At 63.2% G+C, this 17,126-nt stretch carries 16 protein-coding genes and 3 tRNA genes; 10 read left to right on the forward strand and 9 right to left on the reverse strand.

Annotation, left to right across the window (positions count from 1 at the left end; genetic code table 11):
• Positions 1 to 61: 61 nt before the first annotated feature.
• Together HX613_RS00220 and HX613_RS00225 are read left to right on the forward strand one after the other, a co-directional pair.
• Positions 62 to 1,819 (forward strand): thiamine pyrophosphate-dependent enzyme, encoded by a 1,758-nt coding sequence (locus tag HX613_RS00220; protein ID WP_235343473.1) that lies wholly within the window; start codon positions 62 to 64, stop codon positions 1,817 to 1,819.
• 232 nt (positions 1,820 to 2,051) lie between these two features.
• Positions 2,052 to 3,683, forward strand: coding sequence for an amidohydrolase (locus HX613_RS00225; protein ID WP_235343474.1), 1,632 nt, complete (start codon positions 2,052 to 2,054; stop codon positions 3,681 to 3,683).
• A gap of 77 nt (positions 3,684 to 3,760) precedes the next feature.
• On the opposite strand, the gene HX613_RS00230 is transcribed toward HX613_RS00225, so the two are convergent.
• On the reverse strand, positions 3,761 to 5,122 hold the full coding sequence (locus HX613_RS00230) for an aspartate aminotransferase family protein (RefSeq protein ID WP_235343475.1): 1,362 nt from the start codon (positions 5,120 to 5,122) through the stop codon (positions 3,761 to 3,763).
• Between the two features lie 100 nt (positions 5,123 to 5,222).
• Here HX613_RS00230 and HX613_RS00235 point away from each other — a divergent pair, with 100 nt between their 5' ends.
• Positions 5,223 to 5,834 carry a YigZ family protein gene (locus HX613_RS00235; RefSeq protein ID WP_235343476.1) on the forward strand — a complete coding sequence of 204 codons (612 nt, stop codon included), beginning with the start codon at positions 5,223 to 5,225 and terminating at the stop codon, positions 5,832 to 5,834.
• A gap of 15 nt (positions 5,835 to 5,849) precedes the next feature.
• Here HX613_RS00235 and ybaK read toward each other — a convergent pair whose 3' ends face one another.
• Both ybaK and HX613_RS00245 read right to left on the reverse strand, forming a co-directional pair.
• The gene (gene ybaK, locus HX613_RS00240; RefSeq protein WP_235343477.1) at positions 5,850 to 6,350 is read right to left on the reverse strand and encodes a Cys-tRNA(Pro) deacylase; all 501 of its coding nucleotides are present in this window, start codon (positions 6,348 to 6,350) and stop codon (positions 5,850 to 5,852) included.
• Positions 6,351 to 6,595: 245 nt separating this feature from the next.
• Positions 6,596 to 6,943, reverse strand: coding sequence for a metallopeptidase family protein (locus HX613_RS00245; RefSeq protein WP_143922255.1), 348 nt, complete (start codon positions 6,941 to 6,943; stop codon positions 6,596 to 6,598).
• A gap of 183 nt (positions 6,944 to 7,126) precedes the next feature.
• Here HX613_RS00245 and HX613_RS00250 point away from each other — a divergent pair.
• The 3 genes from HX613_RS00250 to HX613_RS00260 all read left to right on the forward strand — a co-directional run bounded on the left by HX613_RS00250 (position 7,127) and on the right by HX613_RS00260 (position 7,462).
• Positions 7,127 to 7,199 (forward strand) — tRNA-Glu (locus HX613_RS00250).
• A 48-nt stretch (positions 7,200 to 7,247) separates the two neighbouring features.
• Positions 7,248 to 7,321: transfer RNA gene (locus tag HX613_RS00255), tRNA-Asp, on the forward strand.
• A gap of 68 nt (positions 7,322 to 7,389) precedes the next feature.
• Positions 7,390 to 7,462 (forward strand) — tRNA-Phe (locus HX613_RS00260).
• A 75-nt stretch (positions 7,463 to 7,537) separates the two neighbouring features.
• On the opposite strand, the gene HX613_RS00265 is transcribed toward HX613_RS00260, so the two are convergent.
• The 4 genes from HX613_RS00265 to HX613_RS22420 all read right to left on the reverse strand — a co-directional run bounded on the left by HX613_RS00265 (position 7,538) and on the right by HX613_RS22420 (position 11,321).
• Positions 7,538 to 8,236 (reverse strand): tyrosine-type recombinase/integrase, encoded by a 699-nt coding sequence (locus HX613_RS00265; RefSeq protein ID WP_235343478.1) that lies wholly within the window; start codon positions 8,234 to 8,236, stop codon positions 7,538 to 7,540.
• 384 nt (positions 8,237 to 8,620) lie between these two features.
• Entirely contained in the window at positions 8,621 to 9,049 is a 429-nt protein-coding gene (locus HX613_RS00270; RefSeq protein WP_235343479.1) for a hypothetical protein, read from the reverse strand.
• A 268-nt stretch (positions 9,050 to 9,317) separates the two neighbouring features.
• Positions 9,318 to 9,707 (reverse strand): hypothetical protein, encoded by a 390-nt coding sequence (locus HX613_RS00275; protein WP_235343480.1) that lies wholly within the window; start codon positions 9,705 to 9,707, stop codon positions 9,318 to 9,320.
• A gap of 774 nt (positions 9,708 to 10,481) precedes the next feature.
• Positions 10,482 to 11,321 (reverse strand): CPBP family intramembrane glutamic endopeptidase, encoded by an 840-nt coding sequence (locus tag HX613_RS22420; RefSeq protein ID WP_235343481.1) that lies wholly within the window; start codon positions 11,319 to 11,321, stop codon positions 10,482 to 10,484.
• Positions 11,322 to 11,534: 213 nt separating this feature from the next.
• Here HX613_RS22420 and HX613_RS00285 point away from each other — a divergent pair, with 213 nt between their 5' ends.
• From HX613_RS00285 to HX613_RS00295, 3 genes are all read left to right on the forward strand, one after another.
• Complete coding sequence (locus tag HX613_RS00285) at positions 11,535 to 12,431, forward strand: SDR family oxidoreductase (protein WP_235343482.1); 897 nt, start codon at positions 11,535 to 11,537, stop codon at positions 12,429 to 12,431.
• Between the two features lie 45 nt (positions 12,432 to 12,476).
• Positions 12,477 to 13,532: a patatin-like phospholipase family protein gene (locus HX613_RS00290; RefSeq protein WP_235343483.1), complete on the forward strand. Its 1,056-nt coding sequence runs from the start codon at positions 12,477 to 12,479 to the stop codon at positions 13,530 to 13,532.
• 122 nt (positions 13,533 to 13,654) lie between these two features.
• Positions 13,655 to 14,095, forward strand: coding sequence for a hypothetical protein (locus tag HX613_RS00295; RefSeq protein WP_235343484.1), 441 nt, complete (start codon positions 13,655 to 13,657; stop codon positions 14,093 to 14,095).
• Here the strand turns inward: HX613_RS00295 and HX613_RS00300 are convergent.
• Positions 14,090 to 14,929, reverse strand: a complete 840-nt coding sequence (locus HX613_RS00300; RefSeq protein WP_235343485.1) for an isocitrate lyase/PEP mutase family protein — start codon at positions 14,927 to 14,929, stop codon at positions 14,090 to 14,092. The two genes, HX613_RS00295 and HX613_RS00300, sit on opposite strands and share 6 nt — an antisense overlap.
• Positions 14,926 to 15,636, reverse strand: coding sequence for an ArsR/SmtB family transcription factor (locus tag HX613_RS00305; protein WP_235343486.1), 711 nt, complete (start codon positions 15,634 to 15,636; stop codon positions 14,926 to 14,928). Before HX613_RS00305 ends, HX613_RS00300 begins: the two co-directional genes overlap by 4 nt.
• A gap of 105 nt (positions 15,637 to 15,741) precedes the next feature.
• Between HX613_RS00305 and mgtE the strand changes: the two genes are divergently transcribed.
• The gene (mgtE, locus tag HX613_RS00310) at positions 15,742 to 17,109 is read left to right on the forward strand and encodes a magnesium transporter (protein WP_235343487.1); all 1,368 of its coding nucleotides are present in this window, start codon (positions 15,742 to 15,744) and stop codon (positions 17,107 to 17,109) included.
• The last annotated feature ends 17 nt before the right edge of the window (positions 17,110 to 17,126 follow it).

The following is a 17,126-nucleotide window of genomic DNA, read 5'->3' on the forward strand; positions in this document are numbered from 1 at the left end:
GGAATCCGTTGTGCCAAGATCATACGGCGTTGCGTGACCGAATGTTCAAGAGTCTGCCCACATGAGACAAAAGAATGATAAGCATGAAGCCATGGACAACTCCGCGCCTCTTTCCGCCGGCCATCTCCTCGTCAAGGAGCTCGAAGCCCACGGCGTCCAGCGTGCCTACCTGGTCCCCGGCGAGTCCTATCTCGACGTGCTCGATGGCCTCCACGACTCGACCATCACCCCCATCGTCTGCCGCCAAGAGGGCGGAGCCGGCTACATGGCCGTGGCCGAGGGACGCATGACCGGCATCCCCGGAATCGCCATGGTCACCCGCGGTCCCGGTGCCTCGAACGTCATGGTCTCCGTCCACACCGCCTACCAGGACGCGACACCGCTCGTCGTGTTCGTCGGCCTCATCCCCACGACACAGCGTGGACGTGAGTCCTTCCAGGAATTCGATCTGGGCGGCTGGTTCTCGACGACGACCAAGAAGGTCCTGACCCTCGATGACCCGGATAAGGCCGCCGAGGTGGTCGCCGATGCCATGCACACCGCCGTGACCGGCAGGCCGGGTCCCGTCGTCGTCGGCCTGCCCGAGGAGGTGCTCGTCCAGGCCAGCGGCGGTCGAGTTCTCGCCCCGCGCACACACGGTTCCGCCACACCGTATGCCGGCGATGTCACAGAGCTGCGGGCCCGCATCCTCCAGGCCGATTCTCCTGTGCTCATCATCGGCGGCGAGGACTGGTCCCCGGCCACCTCGCGCAGGATCGCCCAATGGTCGCGCGACCGCGGCCTCGGCGTGATCGGGACCTTCCGCGCCTATGACGGCATCGACCACGACTCCCCCAACTTCCTCGGTATGCTCGGCTTCGGTGCCTCCGCAGTAGCGAAGAGAACCTTCGCTTCCGCCGACCTGCATATCTTCCTCGGCTGTGTCCGCACCGATGTGGCCACCGAGTCCTACACGATCGGCACCGAGGCCAAGACTGTCGTCATCGGTCCCGACCCGGACGCCCATGGACACTTCGGCAGCCTCGCCCAGCACATCGTCACCTCGGTCAGCCGCTTCGCCCAGGCCCTGTTCACCGAGGACGGTGCCCGCGCCTATTCGGTCTCCTCGGACGGGTCCATCGATGAACCCGCCGTCGGCGATGAGCACCTGAGCGGCAACGATGAGCCGGTGCCGCTGCCGGACTGGATCCGCGAGGCCCGCGCCGAACTCGAGGAATGGAGGGTGCCGGTCACCACCTCGGCGAGCTCTGGCTCTGATGATGCCGGTGACGGCTTCGTCGACATGGATGAGGCCTTCGTCCATGTCAAGGAGCTGCTGCCGGACAACGCGATCATCACCTACGGTGCCGGGAATTTCTCGGGCTGGGCTACCAGGTTCCTGCCCACGCACGGGTTCCCCTCGGCGCTGGGGCCGCGCAACGGCTCGATGGGCTTCGGGCTCCCGGCCGCCGTTGCCGCCGGTCTCGTTCATCCCGAGCGGCCCGTGTTCTGCATCGCCGGGGACGGGGACTTCCTCATGAACGGCCAGGAGCTCGCCACCGCCGCACAATACGGGGTGAACCTCACCGTCGTCGTCAACGACAACTCCGTCTACGGCACGATCCGCGGCCACCAGGACCGCGAGTATCCGGGCCGGGCAACGGGAACTGCGCTGTCAAGCCCCGACTTCGCGGCCCTGGCCACGGCCTTCGGCGGCCTGGGGCTGACGGTCGAACGCACCGGGGACTTCCGGGACGCCTTCGAGAAGGCACTCGCCCATGAGGGTCCGGCCCTCGTCCGCTGCCTCACGGATCCCGCGATCCGCGGTGCCCGGGTGTGATTGGGCTGATGCGCTCCTTACCACCGGCTGCACAGCCACGGACCCAACGGTTGGTGACTTCTGGTCGAAAATTCGCTTCGAATCGACCAGGAGTTACCAACTGTTGGGCGCTCGGACCGCGTTCCGAGTACTCCGACACCGCGGCGGCCTCGGTCGCCGCGAAGTCACACGCTCTCTCGCTGTAGCCGATCCCCACGCTCCAACTGATTCCCACGCTGCAAAGGTGACTGACATGAACATCGACGCGATCTTCACCGATCTTGATGCCCACACGCTCGACCCGGCACGTCCGCGGGCGACGAAGATCGGCGTCTTCGCCGGGCGCATCATCGGCTTCGACGAGGAACTCGACGGCGTCACCGCGGATCGGGTCGAATCGCTGGGCGGGGCCACCGTGCTCCCTGGCTTCAACGACGTCCACTGCCACACCGCATGGTTCGGACTCACCCTGGCATCCATCGACGTCACAGCGCTGCCCGGCGGTCTGCCCGATGTCTACGCTGCGCTCGAGAAAGCGGCAGCGACGACGCCGGCCGGCGAGTGGATCAACGCCACCGGCTACGCCCACCGCGACTACGACGGGCAGTACCCGGAGCTCTCCCGCCTCGACGAGATCACCGGCGACCGGCCTCTGTTCATGCGGCAGACCTCGGGGCATGCCGCGATCGTCAACACCGAGGCGATGAAGCGAGCGGGGATCCTCGACCCCGGCTTCAGCGACCCCGTCGGGGGCAAGGTCGTCACCGATGCGACGGGCCACCCCACAGGTCTGGTCGAAGAGACCGCGCAGGGCCTCGTCCAGGACCTCATCCGCCCCTATTCACTTGACACGATTGTCGAGGCCATCGACCTTGCGACTGCGTACTACGCAAAGGAGGGCATCACTTCCTTCGGTGACTGCGGCGTCGCCTACGGGTGGATCGGGCACTCCCCCATCGAGGTCAGCGCCTACCTGCGCGCTCGCGAAGAGGGCAAGCTGCGTGCCCGCGCGCAGCTCCTGCCGCAGGCCGATGGTCTCCACGAGATCGCAGCGAACTCCGCCGACGGCTTCGGCATCGGCCTCGATGCGGGAGTGCGCACCGGCCTCGGCGATGACCTCGTCTCGCTGGGACCCGTCAAGTTCTTCATGGACGGGGCGCTGAGCGGGGAGACCGCGGCTCTCCGGGAGAACTACGAGGGCAAGGACCATCCCGGCTATCTGCAGGACGACGCCGAGGTGCTGCGCAAGCAGATCCTGGACACCTACGCCTCCGGGTGGTCCGTCGCGGTCCATGCGATCGGCGATGCGGCCGTGGATGCTGCGGTGGCCAACATCGTCGACGCCCAGGCCAAGTATGGTCGCCGAGCCGTTCCCAACCGGATCGAGCATGCTGGCCTCGTCCATGATGAGCACCTGTCCACCTTGGCCGACAACAGCATCGTCGTGACCCCGCAGTCAGCGTTCGCCGAAGGAATCGGCGACGGAATGAACGCCTCACTGGGACCTGCGCGCCGCTCACTGATCTACCGCGCGAAGTCCTTCCTCAACGCCGGTGTGCTCCTGGCCGGCAGCTCGGATCGCCCTTGCGCCGACGGCAATGCGCTGCGCGGCATCGAAGCCTTTGTGACCAGGAAGACCCGCGATGGCGACATCATGGGCTCGGCCGAGGAATGCCTGAGCGCCGATGAGGCGATCGCCGCCTACACCTCGGTCGCGGCCGAGGCCTCCGGGCATGGCGCAGACAAGGGAACACTGTCACGCGGGAAGCTCGCGGACTTCGTGGCCCTCGATGCCCACCCCGCCGAGGTGGAACCGGAGCAGATCTCACAGATCACGGTCCGCGCCACCGTCCTCGGCGGAGATTTCACCCACGACGCCCGCTGACTCCCCCAAACACCCGACGGCGGCCCTGCTACCTCGCGCGAGGTAGCAGGGCCGCCGTCGGGTAGCAGTTGGTGGGGTCAGCGGGAGAAGTCGAGGTCGATGAGGACCTTTTCGAAGACGCCCAGGCCGGTCTCGAGGTCCTCTTCGCTGATGTTGATCGGCGGGACGACGTGAAGCCGGTGGTAGTTGTTGAAGGGGACGACGCCGTGTTCCTTGAGTGCAGCAACCACCGAGGCGACTTCGGGCGAGCCCCCACCGTAGGGCGCCAGCGGTTCGCGGGATTCCTTGTCCCAGACCAGTTCGATCGCCCAGAAGGCGCCGACTCCGCGGACCTCGCCGACGTGCTTCGAGTTCTCCGCTATCTGACGCAGCCGGGGCCCGATGATCTCCTCGCCGATGCGTTCGGCGTGCTCCATCATGCCCTCCTCGTCCATGGCCTTCATCGTGGCCACCGCGGCCGCGCAGGCCAGAGGGTGGCCCGAGTAGGTGAGTCCGCCGGGATAGGGCCTGCGTGCGAATGAACCGTAGATCGCATCATCCATGATCACCCCGCCCAAGGGCACGTAGCCGGAGTTCACGCCCTTGGCGAAGGTGATGATGTCGGGCACCACGTTGAAGTGCTCGAAGGCGAACCATCTGCCGGTGCGGCCGAAACCGGCCATCACCTCGTCGGCGATGTAGATGATGTCGTGCGTGTCGCACAGCGCACGGACGCCGCGCATGTAGTCGCTTCCGGGGAGCATGATGCCGGCGGTGCCCGGAATGGTCTCGAGGATGATTGCGGCGATCGTCGACGGACCCTCGAGTTCGATGGTGCGCTCGAGGTGCCGCAGTGCCCGCTCGGTCTCCTCCGCCTCTGTGGTGGCAGAGAACTCGGACCGGTACAGGAAAGGCCCGAAGAAGTGGACGACACCTGAGTCACCGCGATCATTCGACCACCGACGTGGGTCGCCCGTGACGTTGACGGCGGTCTCGGTGCCACCGTGATAGGAGCGATAGCGGGAGAGGATCTTATGCTTGCCCGTGTGCAGCCGGGCCATGCGGATCGCGTGCTCGTTCGCGTCGGCTCCGCCGTTGGTGAAGAACACATGGTCGAGTCCGGCCGGGGTGCGATCGGTGATGAGGCGGGCGGCCTCCGAGCGAGCGGCGTTGACGTGGGCGGGACTGATCGTGCACAGCAGGTCCGCCTGATCCTTGATGGCCTGGACTACCTTCGGATGCTGGTGCCCGATGTTGGTGTTGACCAGCTGGGAGGAGAAGTCGAGGAACGACTGCCCCTGGCCGTCGATGATGGTCGATCCCTGCGCACGGGAGACGGTCATCGGATCAAGCAGCTCCTGCGCCGACCACGAGTGGAAGACATGCGCCCGATCGAGCTCGTAGGCCCTGGCGGATTCGTCCTTGATCGCTGCGATGTCTGCCTCGCTGAGCTGCTGCACAACGCATCACCCTTTCACCATTGTTCAGGTTCGTCCGCTCATCGTAGATCAGATTCCGGTGAAACGGTCCGCGTCCGTGGTTTTCGGTAGAGTGACCGGCATGCCTTACCGCACGCTCGCCGCCGTGTCCGAAGCCGAGATCGAGATCAAGAAGTCACGCTTCATCGGATACCTCGCACCGGTCGCCGATGAGGCAGAGGCCAGAGAGGTCATCGCCGAGCGCCGCAGCGCCCATCCGAAGGCGCGCCATCATTGCACCGCCTTCGTCCTCGATCCGGATTCGCGCACACAGCGCTTCAGCGATGACGGTGAACCGGCAGGAACGGCCGGGGCGCCGATCCTCGACGTCGTCTCCGGTCACCAGCTGACGTTCGTCGTTGCGGTCGTGACCAGGTACTTCGGGGGAACCCTGCTGGGGGCGGGAGGCCTCGTCCGCGCCTACGGCCAGGCCACCTCGGCGGCATTGGAGACGGCACGCGTGGTGACGAAGCATGAGCTGGTGCCTGTGCGCGCCGAGGTCGACTATGCCCAGGCCAACACCCTGGATCGGGCGGCCGGGAACAGAGGATGGACAACGCGTTCACGCTACGGTGCCACCGTGGTCATCGACATGATGGTCCCCGTCGCCGAGGTGGACGCGGCCCTGGCAATGTACGCAGACGTCACCGCAGGGCAGGCAGAGCCCGCCGTCGGTGACGTCGAATGGGCCTGATCAGTGCTGAACTGATCAGTCCAGGGCTGCGATCTTTCCGACCTGTGCATTGGTCAGCATAACGAGATCCTCGGGACGGATTTCGATCTCGAGGCCTCGACGACCTGCGGAGACGAAGACCGAGGAGTGCTCGAGTGCGGTGCGGTCGATGACGACCGGCACAGCATGGCGCTGCCCGAACGGGGAGACTCCGCCGACCGGGTAGCCGGTGCGACGCTCGGTCTCGGCGACGCCTGCCAGCTGGGCCTTCTTCGCTCCACGTGTGGAGGCGAGACCCTTGAGGTCAAGCTGCCCGGAAACGGGAACCAGGGCGGTGACGGGTTCGCCGTCGACCTGGATCATGAGGGTCTTGAATACCTGGTCGGAGCCGACGCCGAGCTTGTCGGCCGCTTCGGTTCCATATCGGCGTGTGCTCGGATCGTGATCGAAGCTGTGCAGGGTGTAATCGATGCCTGCCAGGTTGAGCACACGGACGGCCGGGGTAGCCGCGCTTGTCGGTTTGGATGCCACTGTCATAAAGGGGTCGTGCCTCCTGCCCGTAAATCTGCGAGGACACGCGGAGCATTTCTGCCCAGGGCATTCGCCCCTGTGTTCCCGCGTCGATACGGACGGAATGTTGTATCGAATGCTGATGGGTACCCGCCCACAATAAGCGAAGTCCCGGCTCAAGCGCCAATCAATGACGGTTGATGAAGAGTCAGCTACCACCTACGACCTGGGGTGACGCCGGTGTTCGCGGTCGACTGCGGAGGTTGTGGAGCTCAGCCCCAGCCGATCTCGTGGAGCCGTTCGTCATCGATTCCGTAGAAATGTGCGATCTCGTGGACGATGGTGATGACGATCTCGCTCCGCAGGTGGTCTCGGTCCTCGGCGAAGGCAATGAGGTTGTCGCGGTAGAGGAAGATATTGTCCGGCAGCTCGAGTCCGGAGATGCCGCGCTCCCCCACCGGTGTTCCGTCGTAGAGGCCCAGCAGATGTGTATTCCCGTCCTCGGGCCGGTCCTCGACGAAGAGAGCGACATTGTCGAGCTCATCGGTCACGCCCGCAGGAAGTTGGTCGAGCGCCTCGTCGAGGATCGCTTCGAACTCTTCTTCACTGAGGTCTTCCATGTCGCCGAGCCTACCGGGATGATCTCCGAGGGGACTGTGGGCCGTTCTCCCGCGGGCCTGAAACCGTCCTCCTCAAGGCCCCCGAAACAGTGTGACCGAGGACACGGGTTGCCGGTTTGCACTCTGCGAAATGGTTGGGATAAGCTTAACGTCGTTGCCCCGGGGAATCCGAGGTCAACCTGGGCCCCCATCGTCTAGAGGCCTAGGACACCGCCCTTTCACGGCGGCGACACGGGTTCGAATCCCGTTGGGGGTACGGTGTAGGATTGTAAAGTCCGACATCGGATCAGATGCAACATAGTTAGGCCCTGTAGCGCAGTTGGTTAGCGCGCCGCCCTGTCACGGCGGAGGTCGCCGGTTCGAGTCCGGTCAGGGTCGCGGAGCACAAGGCTCTTCTTCGGAAGGGCCTTTGTTTCTCTCAACATACTTCGGTATGTTTGCGGCCTGGCTCTGTAGCTCAGTTGGTAGAGCGTTCGACTGAAAATCGAAAGGTCACCGGATCGACGCCGGTCGGAGCCACAAACAGCGAAGCCCCCGGGAAACCGGGGGTTTTCTCTTTCTAACAGTCCGTCGCTCCGCATAAACTCCGCACTTTCAGATCACCCCTTTAAGCTGATCCTGCATCACTGCACCAGTTCGGGCGCTGCCCTTGAGCGTATTCATGTAGACGTCCTGGGCCATCGACGGGTTCGCATGGCCGAGGAAGGCCGCGATCTCGGTCGCCGACATCCCGGTACGGTCGAGCATCGCCGCCGCCTTGCGAAACGAGTGGGTTGAAAGTTTCGGGTACCCCAGTGAGTTGCGAACATCCCGAAGCTCACGCTGTGTGTTCGAGGGGTCCCGCAATGTGAGTGCCGCGGTCGGGAAAAGCAACGCTGTGTCCACCTTCAACCGCTCGTACCGGCGGCGCAGAAGGTCCATAGTTGGTCCAGGAAGTGGTGTGACGCGCCAAGCCGCATCAGTCTTTGGCACCGCTTGTCGGATGATCCCCCGCCCTTTCACACGAACGTTGCTCGCCACCACCTCTGCCGTGCTGGAGCTGAAGTCAATTGACGAAGCCTCCAAGGTGCAGGCCTCCCCTACCCTCCACCCCGACGCAACTATGAAGTCCAACAACTCAACGGTGTCCCGCTCAACGAGGGTGGAAGCCTGCCGAAGCTTTCCCATAAGGTCTAGAAGGTCGCCTGGAGAAACAGCGGCAGCTCCCTTCTTGCCCTTTGGCTGGGCAATCCGCTCCACATCGCGCACCGAGTTACGAGAAATGACTCCGTTCCTTACCGCCAGTGACATCATCCCACTCAGTGTGGACCTGCAATTTTTCGTCGCCCCATGACCAGACTTCTTGTGCACTGAGTTGAGGAACTTCTGCAACCGGTCCGGCTTTGCCTCGGCAATGGTAGGTCGCCAATCCTGGGAATGATATGCGCAGTGACGGCGTAGCCGTAGGTCTCAAGGGTGCCTTCGGAGCGTTCCAGGCCACGCTTATGCTCGAGGAACATCTGGCCAAGAATCCGTAGTGGCGTCGTCGGCATCAGCTCGCCACCACGGCCAGCTTCGATGGTGAGAAGCGAGTGTGACGTGGCCCCGATCGGGATGAGAGTCCATACTTCTCTGCTGGGGCAGTACCTCAGTCGGTTCTGCCCCAGCAGTTGCTAGCGAGGAGAGTTTAAGCCTCGGTTAGTTTTTGATTTTGTCCCAGTCTGCGGGTTCATCGACGATTGGGAAGTTGCCGTCTAGCCGAATGTCGCCGATGGTGATGACCTGAATATGGCCAATCGCAAGCATTTTGCGGGCGTTGGCCTGCTGGTACAACACGGACTCGACGGCTGCATCAGTCAACAGGTCGAGAACTTCCCCCTCAGGGGATTCTCTGATCGTCGACATGTAAAAATAGCCATACACGGTATCGCCAGGCTCAACCCAATGCCCCTCCGAATCATTGATGAACCGTTCCTCCCAACTGACTTCGTACTCCGAGTGTTCGGCCTCGAACCGCTCACAATCTCGCTCGTCAGTCACAATCCCTATGAACGGATCGATCATCTCTTCCGAGTCGAACGGCGAAGGCTGTTTAGCGAAGAGTAAAAATACCTTCTGGTTACCCATAATCACCTCATCTGCATGTCAGCGGGCTCTAGTGCGGACCGCATTGCACTGAGAGTATCGGCGAAGTCACCCGCGCCCAAAGCGTCCGGCCCTGATACCGCAGTCGGCCGATCGAGCTGGCTGACCATTTGTGTGTCTTCGTTCCCTTGCACTTGTAATTTATGTTCGTCTGCGTGAATTTCACCGTATAGTGCTTCTTCTTGTATTTGCCGCCAGTGCGCAGGTCCTTGTCGTTGGCGGTTTGCGGGATTTGGATCCCGGCCTTGGCCTATATGAGACTGTTCTTCACCCTCAGCTGAGAAGCCATTTTGATTCCGGTCACCCTTTTTGTGCAGACCGTGACCGGTTTCACGCCAGCGTACTTGTGTCCGGCTGACTTTCGGGTGTGGAATCCGGCAGGGTGCAAGGTGCAGGGGCCGTACCGTTTGTATGCTGCTTGGGTCGAGATGCCTTGCGGGTGTTCTTTCTCGATCGCGTCGAGTTTCCGCATCGCTTCTTCTTCAGTGTCGGCCTCAACGTAGGGAGACGCTCCCTGGGAAGATGTGATTTCTTCTTCGCTGACTTCGTCTGTGTCGGAAGCTGTAGCTGTCGTGACTGTAGAACTGAGAAGGAGGAACGTCAGAGTTGTGCAAGCCAATGCTGGTTGCAGTTTCCTCATAGTGGTGCCTTTCGACGACCGTAGAGTGAGTCCGCTACCAGTAGTGAACTCACTGACACTATGCCGAGTTCGGAATCGAGCACATCCCTCAAAAATATGAAATTTGAGCAGTTTAACTAGGAGCAGCCGGGAACGAACTGAAACTTAAGGCGGAGCCATTTCAAGATGACACAGCCAGTCTCAATAGCTCCCAACTGAGACACAGACTTATGAGACTGGGCCATTGAGACGTAGGCGTCCGCGCTCCAAGGCGAGGTGCGGGTGTCTCGTTTAGGTGGTGTCTACGAGACGGTCAGTGGAGAGACAACTTCATAATCGACATGAACCGCGCGGACGTACGATCCGTGCTGTCGTGCTGCACTGGTTACCCAAAGTGTGCTGCACTTCGAATGTGTGTCCGTAAGCGGAACGCTCGAGGGAAATGCCGGACGCGGTCGCCGTCCAAGAGGGTGATGCTCCTTTTCAGTGGACTGATGTTGTCATCGCAAACACCATTACCCCTGGTCAGGGGCACTTTCTTCTTGCTAGTCCAGCATCTGGCAACGTCTAATCATGAAACCCGAGGCTAGGAGGACGGTGGTGTGCGTGCGTGACAATTACTGATTGTTGAGCATGCGTGTATGAAGGACTGCCCATAGACCCCGCATCTATTCCGCACATTCAACAACAGCTCCTGACAGACCGTGAAAGCCAATTGCACCCATGACCAGGCAGGACCGAATTTCGCAACAGTCCGCAGACATCCCCGATAGAGCGGAAGTCTTACTCGAAAGGTCACCGGATCGACGCCGGCCGGGAGGCCCCGGGCACCTGCCGCCGATTGCGCGGTGGAAGTATCGTATCGCGACGATGAGCCATCCAGATGAAGACGGCACCCGCAAGCGTGCAGACGGCGATGGAGAACACGCTGCCTTCAGGTCCGAAGTCTCCGCCGGTGATGAGCACCGGTCCGGACATCGTCGCATCCAGCAGCCCCTGCGGCGTATTGGCCCCGGAGACCTCGGTGCTGAAGATTCCACCGGCGGCTATGTTCCAGCCGAAATGCAGACCGATAGGAACCCAGAGTCTCCTCGTCGCCATGTAGGCGGCGGTCAGCATGAAGCCGGCCTCGACCGCGATGGCGATCGCACCGAAGAGGGAGGCGTTGGGGTTGAGCAGATGCATGAGGCCGAACACCATACCGGTGGCCGCCATGGCGATCCATGAGCCTGTCCGCTCTTCGATGACGCGGAACAGGACACCGCGAAAGATCACTTCCTCTGTGACGGCGCCTGCTGCCATGAACCCGAGCATTCCCAGCAATGCCCCCGGGGATCCGAGCCCGTCGACGGCGTATCCGCCGAGGAGGCCAATTGTCGCGATCACGAGAGAGAACAGGCTGATGCCGATGAGCGCTCCGAGGCCGAGCGACCGGGCGGCGCCTGTCCGCGACACCTCGGTGACAGTGCGATTCTCCGTGCGCCGTACTACAGCACGGTAGACGACGAGCGTGAGGGTCGCAGTGATGAGTCCGGCCACGAGAGCCGCCACCCCGTTTCCCCCGATGATGTTTGTGACGACGCTTCCGAGGACGGTGACTGCCACGACGGCGATGAGCTGTTTGATGAGACGCACGACACTGACTCCATTCGCAAGAAGACCGTGAGCGTTTGCCTCGGCCATCGGCGACGATAGGGGGCATCCATCCGGGCCGGCGACACCCCTGAGAGTGAAAACAGATGGGACCAAACGGTTACGCAACGGTAACCATGGCATGTATTGTGATGGCGGTAACAGAGTTCCCAACCGAACCATGCGCTGAAACTCAAGATGCAAAGGAGCAAAAATATGACACGTGGTACCCGAATGAATGGTGCACGAGTGCTGATCACCGGTGCAGGCAGCGGAATCGGACGCCTGATGGCCCTCGACGCTGCAGCACGTGGAGCCGCAGAGATTCTGATCTGGGACCTCTCGGCCGAGAGTGGACAGCGCGTACGCGATGAACTCGTGGCGGCAGGAACGCCGGCCCGCTCATTTGCCGTCAATGTGGGCGACTCCAGCCAAGTCACAGCCACCGCAGAGGAGACCGGCCCGATCGATGTCCTCATCAACTGCGCCGGAATCGTCACCGGCAAGAAGCTGCTGGACGCCGATGAGGACGCCATCCGACGGGTCTACGACGTCAACACCCTCGCTTTGTATTGGACGACACGTGCTTTCCTGCCCGGAATGCTCGAACGTGACCGCGGCAGCGTGGTCACCATCTCCAGCGCCGCGGGCCTCACCGGAGTGGCCAAGCAGACCGACTACTCGGCCAGCAAGTTCGCCGCCCTGGGCTTCACCGAGTCCCTGCGCAACGAGCTGCGCACCGACGGCAGCAACGTCGGAACTCTCGTCGTGTGCCCTTTCTACATCAACACCGGCATGTTCGAGGGCGTGACCACGAAGTTCCCTCGCCTGCTGCCCATCCTCGAGGAGAACAACGTCGCCACCAAGGTCATCGACTCCATCGAATCCGGGCGCGAACAGCTGGTCATGCCCTCCCTGGCCCGTCTGCTGCCAAGTATGCGGATGCTGCCGACGCAGGCCTTCGACCGGGTCCTGGACTTCCTCGGCGTCAACAAGACAATGGATCATTTCACCGGCCGTCGGCCCGCGGCGGCGGAGTCGAATACCGCCTCGCCGGCACAGGAGCTGAATTCCGCCGATCCGACCGCCGCCCCGGCCCCTGCGCGACGCTGACGAGGGACACGAGCTCCTCCTCATCATTGGCTATACGCCTACTCGATGGACAATGATGAGGAGGAGCATCGACCCCGCGGTGGCTCAGACACCGAAGCTGCGCAGAAGGAGGAGGCCATGGCCCTCACCGATCTGGTCCTCGAAGGCGGAGGAGCCAAACTTCCTGGTCTCGTCGGCGCGATCAATGCGCTGACCTCGGCCGACTACTCCTTCAACCGCATCGCCGGAACATCGGCCGGTGCGATCGTGGGCGCGCTGACCACCGCGGGCATTCCGCCGGAGCAGCTCATCGAGACGATCCTCGGCAAAGACTTCACCGATTTCGAAGATCTCAACCCCGCCTTCAGCCTCGTGCCGTGGCTCGGAAAGGTCCAAGGCCTGCTGTTCCACAAGGGAATGTACCTCGGCACCGCCCTCCACGACTTCCTCGACGATATTCTCTCCGCACAAGGCATCCGCACCTGGGGAGACCTCCGCCTGCACGACCCGGAGAGTGCGCTGCCTCCCGAACGGCAGTACCGCCTCGTCGTCATCGTCTCCGATGTCTCCCGCGGTCGGATGCTGCGCCTGCCCTGGGACTACCGATCGGCTCTCGGTGTCGATCCGGATTCTCAGTCGGTCGCCGAGGCGGTCTGCGCCTCTGCCGCGACACCGTTCTTCTTCCGGCCCCGCTCGTTGAAGGCCGAACCGAGTGTCGCAGGCGGCGCCTCGGTGCTCGGCTCCGACGGCGGGCTGCTCTCGAACTTCCCCGTGGACATCTTCGACCGCAAGGATGCACAGCCTGCCCGCTGGCCCACGCTCGGGGTCATGCTCTCGGCCCGGACGACAGCTGAGGCAGAGTGGCGACCGAATGCGAACACCTACGAGTACGCCGTCTCGCTTCTGTCGACCATGATCAATGCCCACGACCGACGCCACATCGATGAGCCTTCGGTCACCGAGCGGACGATCTTCGTCGACACTGACCGCCACAGCAGCACCGATTTCGCCCTGTCACGGGAGGACAAACTCGACCTCATCGACTCAGGCACGAACGCGGCTCGATCGTTCCTCAACCACTGGGACTGGCTTGAATGGAAAGAGCACTACGGGCGCCGATGAGCGGTGGCGCGCCTGAGCCGCCGCACCTCAGCTATCGCCATGGACCCTCTCGGCAAGGCCGAGCTCGCGTGCAACAATGTCCGTGAGAGTTATACTGATCGACCACACGCGAAGGAGAGATCATGAGCGACAATCCCAACGAACCGACGCAGTGGCAGGACGAGCTGGAGGTCGAGGACCCGACGCTCGACGAGCCCACCGCTGATGACTTGGACGACCCAGAGCTCAACGCGGCTGAGGCCGACGCCGTCGACGTCGACAGCGATCTCGACGCTTCGTCCGCTCCCTCTGTCGAACCCGGCGCCGAAGGTCCGGAGGGAACCGGCATCGAAGGTGCCGATAACGAGCTGTTGGACGCCAAAGACATGGAATCGGGAAACGCAGCGCCCGACATACCGGACGAGTTCACTGCCGATTCCTCACCCGCGGCCGAACAGGGAAACCGGCGCAGCGATCACATGATCTCCGAAGACCACGACGATGCAGAGGTAGCCGAACTTTCCGGTGATGACCTCGATGTCGACGCACTCGCCGACGATGGGATCGAGCGACGGGGGCTATGAGTCCACGTCCGAGACCGTGAAATATGACAGGACGTTCGCGGTCTGTACCGGTCGGCCAGAAGCCAGACCCTCCAACGACTGCAGAGCCATGGACACCGCAGTTCGATAGAGCAGCGAACCCGTGCTGATCCTCGCCACGCCCGCTTCGGCCAACTGCTCGAGCGAGAAGCGAGGACTGGCGAGGACGTTGACCGGCAGCGGGCAGACATCGACGATGCCGCTGATGACGTTCAGTTCGAGGCCGCCGGGAACGAAGATCCCATCGGCTCCGGAATCAACGTAGCGCCGCATCCGGTCGAGGGTATCGCCGAGGTTGTCCTGCCCTGTCCAGTAGGTGTCGATCCGAGCATTGACGAAGAGATCCGGAAATTCGTCCTTGATCGCGTTCACCTTGCCAGCGAGCGCCACCGCGGGGAGGAGTCGACCGCGAGCGGAATCCTCGATGTTGATGCCGTCGACGGCGAGGACACCCTCAGCTGAGGCGCGATGTTCGCCCGCCGGGGCAGGCAGACTCGGGAAGCTCCTTCGCAGAATATCGACGACGCCCTTCGGATCGTCGCTGTATCCATCTTCGAAGTCGCAGGTGAGCAGGCCCTCTGGCAGTGCTCGCCGCATGTTCGTGATGAGAGCGGCCATCGCGGTCAGAGTCTCGCGGTCCTCATCGGCGGCGCCGATCCCGGCTGCCACACCGAGACTGGTCGTGCCGACGGCAGGGTGACCAGCCTCGGTGAACAAGCGGGCACTCGCCACGTCCCAGGCGCAGGGCAGAATGAACGGCTCCCCCGGGCGGTGCAGACGGTGGAAGGCCGGGATCGGTGCGGACTGTCTGCTCATAGCTGTGTCACCTCTGCGGCAAGGATCCAGTCGAGGTTCTCCCGACCGGTCGGTGTGAGTTTGAGTGCTCGACTGCTCGGTCGGCGCGTGATCCACGTGCGGTCGATGAATTCTCGGCACAGTTCGTCTCCGAGCCACCCGCCGAGGTGGGTCCGCCGTTCCGTCCAATCGAGGCACCGTTGTGTGACCGGTCGGGCAGATGTCGCTGTGGTCGGCACGTCGATGCCCCACGCCTTCGCGATTGCCTCCCGACCGGAATCGGTCACGGTCACCGCCTCGTCGATCCACCCGCGTGCGGTCAGGGCTGCGAACAATCGGACGCCGAGTTTTCCTGCGATGTGCCTGTAACAGGTCCTCGCCTCGAGGAGGTGACGGTCACGAGTCTTCGCAGCCAGAGACGAGGCCGATTCGACCCGCTGGCCTGCCAGGGCTCCGGTGTGCTCGAGCCAATCGGCGATGTCTGCCGAGGCGAGTTGGACGTAGCGGTGCCTGCCCTGACGGCGTTCCGCCAGGACTCCGCGGTCGATGAGGATGCTGACATGTTCCGAGGTCGACGACATCGGCAGCCCGAGTGCACGGGACAACTCGGTCAGCGTCCAGGCTCTGCCGTCGAGGACGCAGGTGCAGATCATCACTCGTGTGGGCTCGGCGATGGCCGATGCGAGTGCGGCGATGTCCGGTGCCGATTCCTGGTGTGCCCTGCTCATGCCTCCATGCTAGGACTCCAACGGTTCGGGCAGTGCCGAAGTAACCTCGCGCTGTGGCATATGGTGGACAGCGATGACAGAGACAGCGGATGTAAGGGGGCAGTCATGACAGACATGACGGTGGACGACTCGGCGGCAGACCGCCTCGAATCCGCACTGTCGGGACGAATCGACCGATCGGCCATGGACACCGTTGCGAATCTCGCGCACCAGGTCTCCCTCCCTGAGCTCACCCGGCTCGTCCACACGACGACCCCGCTGCAGTCGGCGGTCCTGTTCCGAGTGCTGGACAAGGACGGGGCACTTGCGGTGTTCGAGAATCTGACACCGAGCTATCAGGCGGACCTGATCCAGAACCTCCGCGAACCGGAGATCGCCGATATCGTCGAGGGCCTGGACCCCGACGACCGTGCCGAACTCTTCGGTGAGCTTCCGGCCAATGTCACCCGACGGCTCATGAGCGGACTCGACGCCGAGGAACGGGAGATGACGACGGCGGTTCTCGGGTATCCGAAGTCCGCGATCGGCCGGTACATGTCCCCGGAGGTGCTCAGCCTCCACGAGGATTGGACGGCCGCCGAGGCGATGGAGGTCGTGCACTCCCGCATCGACGGCCCCGAAACCGTCTACCTGCTGCCGGTCGTCGGCCCTGGCCGTGTGCTCCTCGGTGTCGTGTCGCTGCGCAATCTCATCGCCGCCGACGCCTCGACGATCATCGGTGACATGGTCCGCGATTCGATCAGCACCCATGCGCTCACCGACCGTGAGGAGGCATCCCGGCAGTTCCTCTCGCACCGGCTCATCGCGATGCCGGTTGTCGACGAGGAGGAACGGCTCGTGGGCATCCTCACGATGGACGATGTCCTCGACATCGTCGACGAGGAGGACGCGGAGGACATCGCTCGGTCCAGCGGTTCCGAACCCCTCGACCGTTCTTACCTGTCGAGCACCATCGTTCGCCTGGTGCGGAGCCGCATCGTCTGGCTGCTCGTCCTCGCAGTCTCCGCGATCCTGACCGTCCAGGTCCTCGAAGTGTATGAGGACCGGCTCGATCAGGTAGTCATCTTGGCCCTGTTCATCCCCCTGCTGACCGGCACGGGCGGCAACACCGGCAACCAGGCCGCGACGACAGTGACCCGGGCGCTGGCCGTCGGCGAGGTGAGGGTACGCGACCTCGGCCGCGTCATCTGGAGGGAGCTGCGGGTCGGCGCACTGTTGGGAGCCGTGCTCGGCCTGCTGGGCTTCCTCGTCGCCGGCCTCGTCTACGGGTGGGCGATCGGCCTGGTCATCGGGCTCACCCTGCTGTCCGTATGCATCATGGCGGCCACCGTGGGCGGTCTGATGCCGATCATCGCGAAGAAGGTGGGGGCGGACCCTGCGGTGTTCTCCAACCCCTTCATCTCCACGTTCTGCGATGCCACTGGCCTCATCCTCTACTTCTCGATCGCGACGGCGGTGCTGGGTCTGAGCTGACTCGCGATCCTCGCTGA

Origin of the sequence: Brevibacterium sp. UCMA 11754 (assembly GCF_021532275.1) — a bacterium.
Classification (GTDB): Bacteria; Actinomycetota; Actinomycetes; order Actinomycetales; family Brevibacteriaceae; genus Brevibacterium.

Bases quoted from the DNA above. Each gene is read 5' to 3' on its own strand.
- HX613_RS00220 (WP_235343473.1), top strand. From the start codon at position 62: ATGAGACAAAAGAATGATAAGCATGAAGCCATGGACAACTCCGCGCCT.
- HX613_RS00225 (WP_235343474.1), top strand. From the start codon at position 2,052: ATGAACATCGACGCGATCTTCACCGATCTTGATGCCCACACGCTCGAC.
- HX613_RS00235 (WP_235343476.1), top strand. From the start codon at position 5,223: ATGCCTTACCGCACGCTCGCCGCCGTGTCCGAAGCCGAGATCGAGATC.
- ybaK (WP_235343477.1), bottom strand. From the start codon at position 6,350: ATGACAGTGGCATCCAAACCGACAAGCGCGGCTACCCCGGCCGTCCGT.
- HX613_RS00245 (WP_143922255.1), bottom strand. From the start codon at position 6,943: ATGGAAGACCTCAGTGAAGAAGAGTTCGAAGCGATCCTCGACGAGGCG.
- HX613_RS00265 (WP_235343478.1), bottom strand. From the start codon at position 8,236: ATGATGTCACTGGCGGTAAGGAACGGAGTCATTTCTCGTAACTCGGTG.
- HX613_RS00270 (WP_235343479.1), bottom strand. From the start codon at position 9,049: ATGGGTAACCAGAAGGTATTTTTACTCTTCGCTAAACAGCCTTCGCCG.
- HX613_RS00275 (WP_235343480.1), bottom strand. From the start codon at position 9,707: ATGAGGAAACTGCAACCAGCATTGGCTTGCACAACTCTGACGTTCCTC.
- HX613_RS00285 (WP_235343482.1), top strand. From the start codon at position 11,535: ATGACACGTGGTACCCGAATGAATGGTGCACGAGTGCTGATCACCGGT.
- HX613_RS00290 (WP_235343483.1), top strand. From the start codon at position 12,477: ATGGACAATGATGAGGAGGAGCATCGACCCCGCGGTGGCTCAGACACC.
- HX613_RS00295 (WP_235343484.1), top strand. From the start codon at position 13,655: ATGAGCGACAATCCCAACGAACCGACGCAGTGGCAGGACGAGCTGGAG.
- HX613_RS00300 (WP_235343485.1), bottom strand. From the start codon at position 14,929: ATGAGCAGACAGTCCGCACCGATCCCGGCCTTCCACCGTCTGCACCGC.
- HX613_RS00305 (WP_235343486.1), bottom strand. From the start codon at position 15,636: ATGAGCAGGGCACACCAGGAATCGGCACCGGACATCGCCGCACTCGCA.
- mgtE (WP_235343487.1), top strand. From the start codon at position 15,742: ATGACAGACATGACGGTGGACGACTCGGCGGCAGACCGCCTCGAATCC.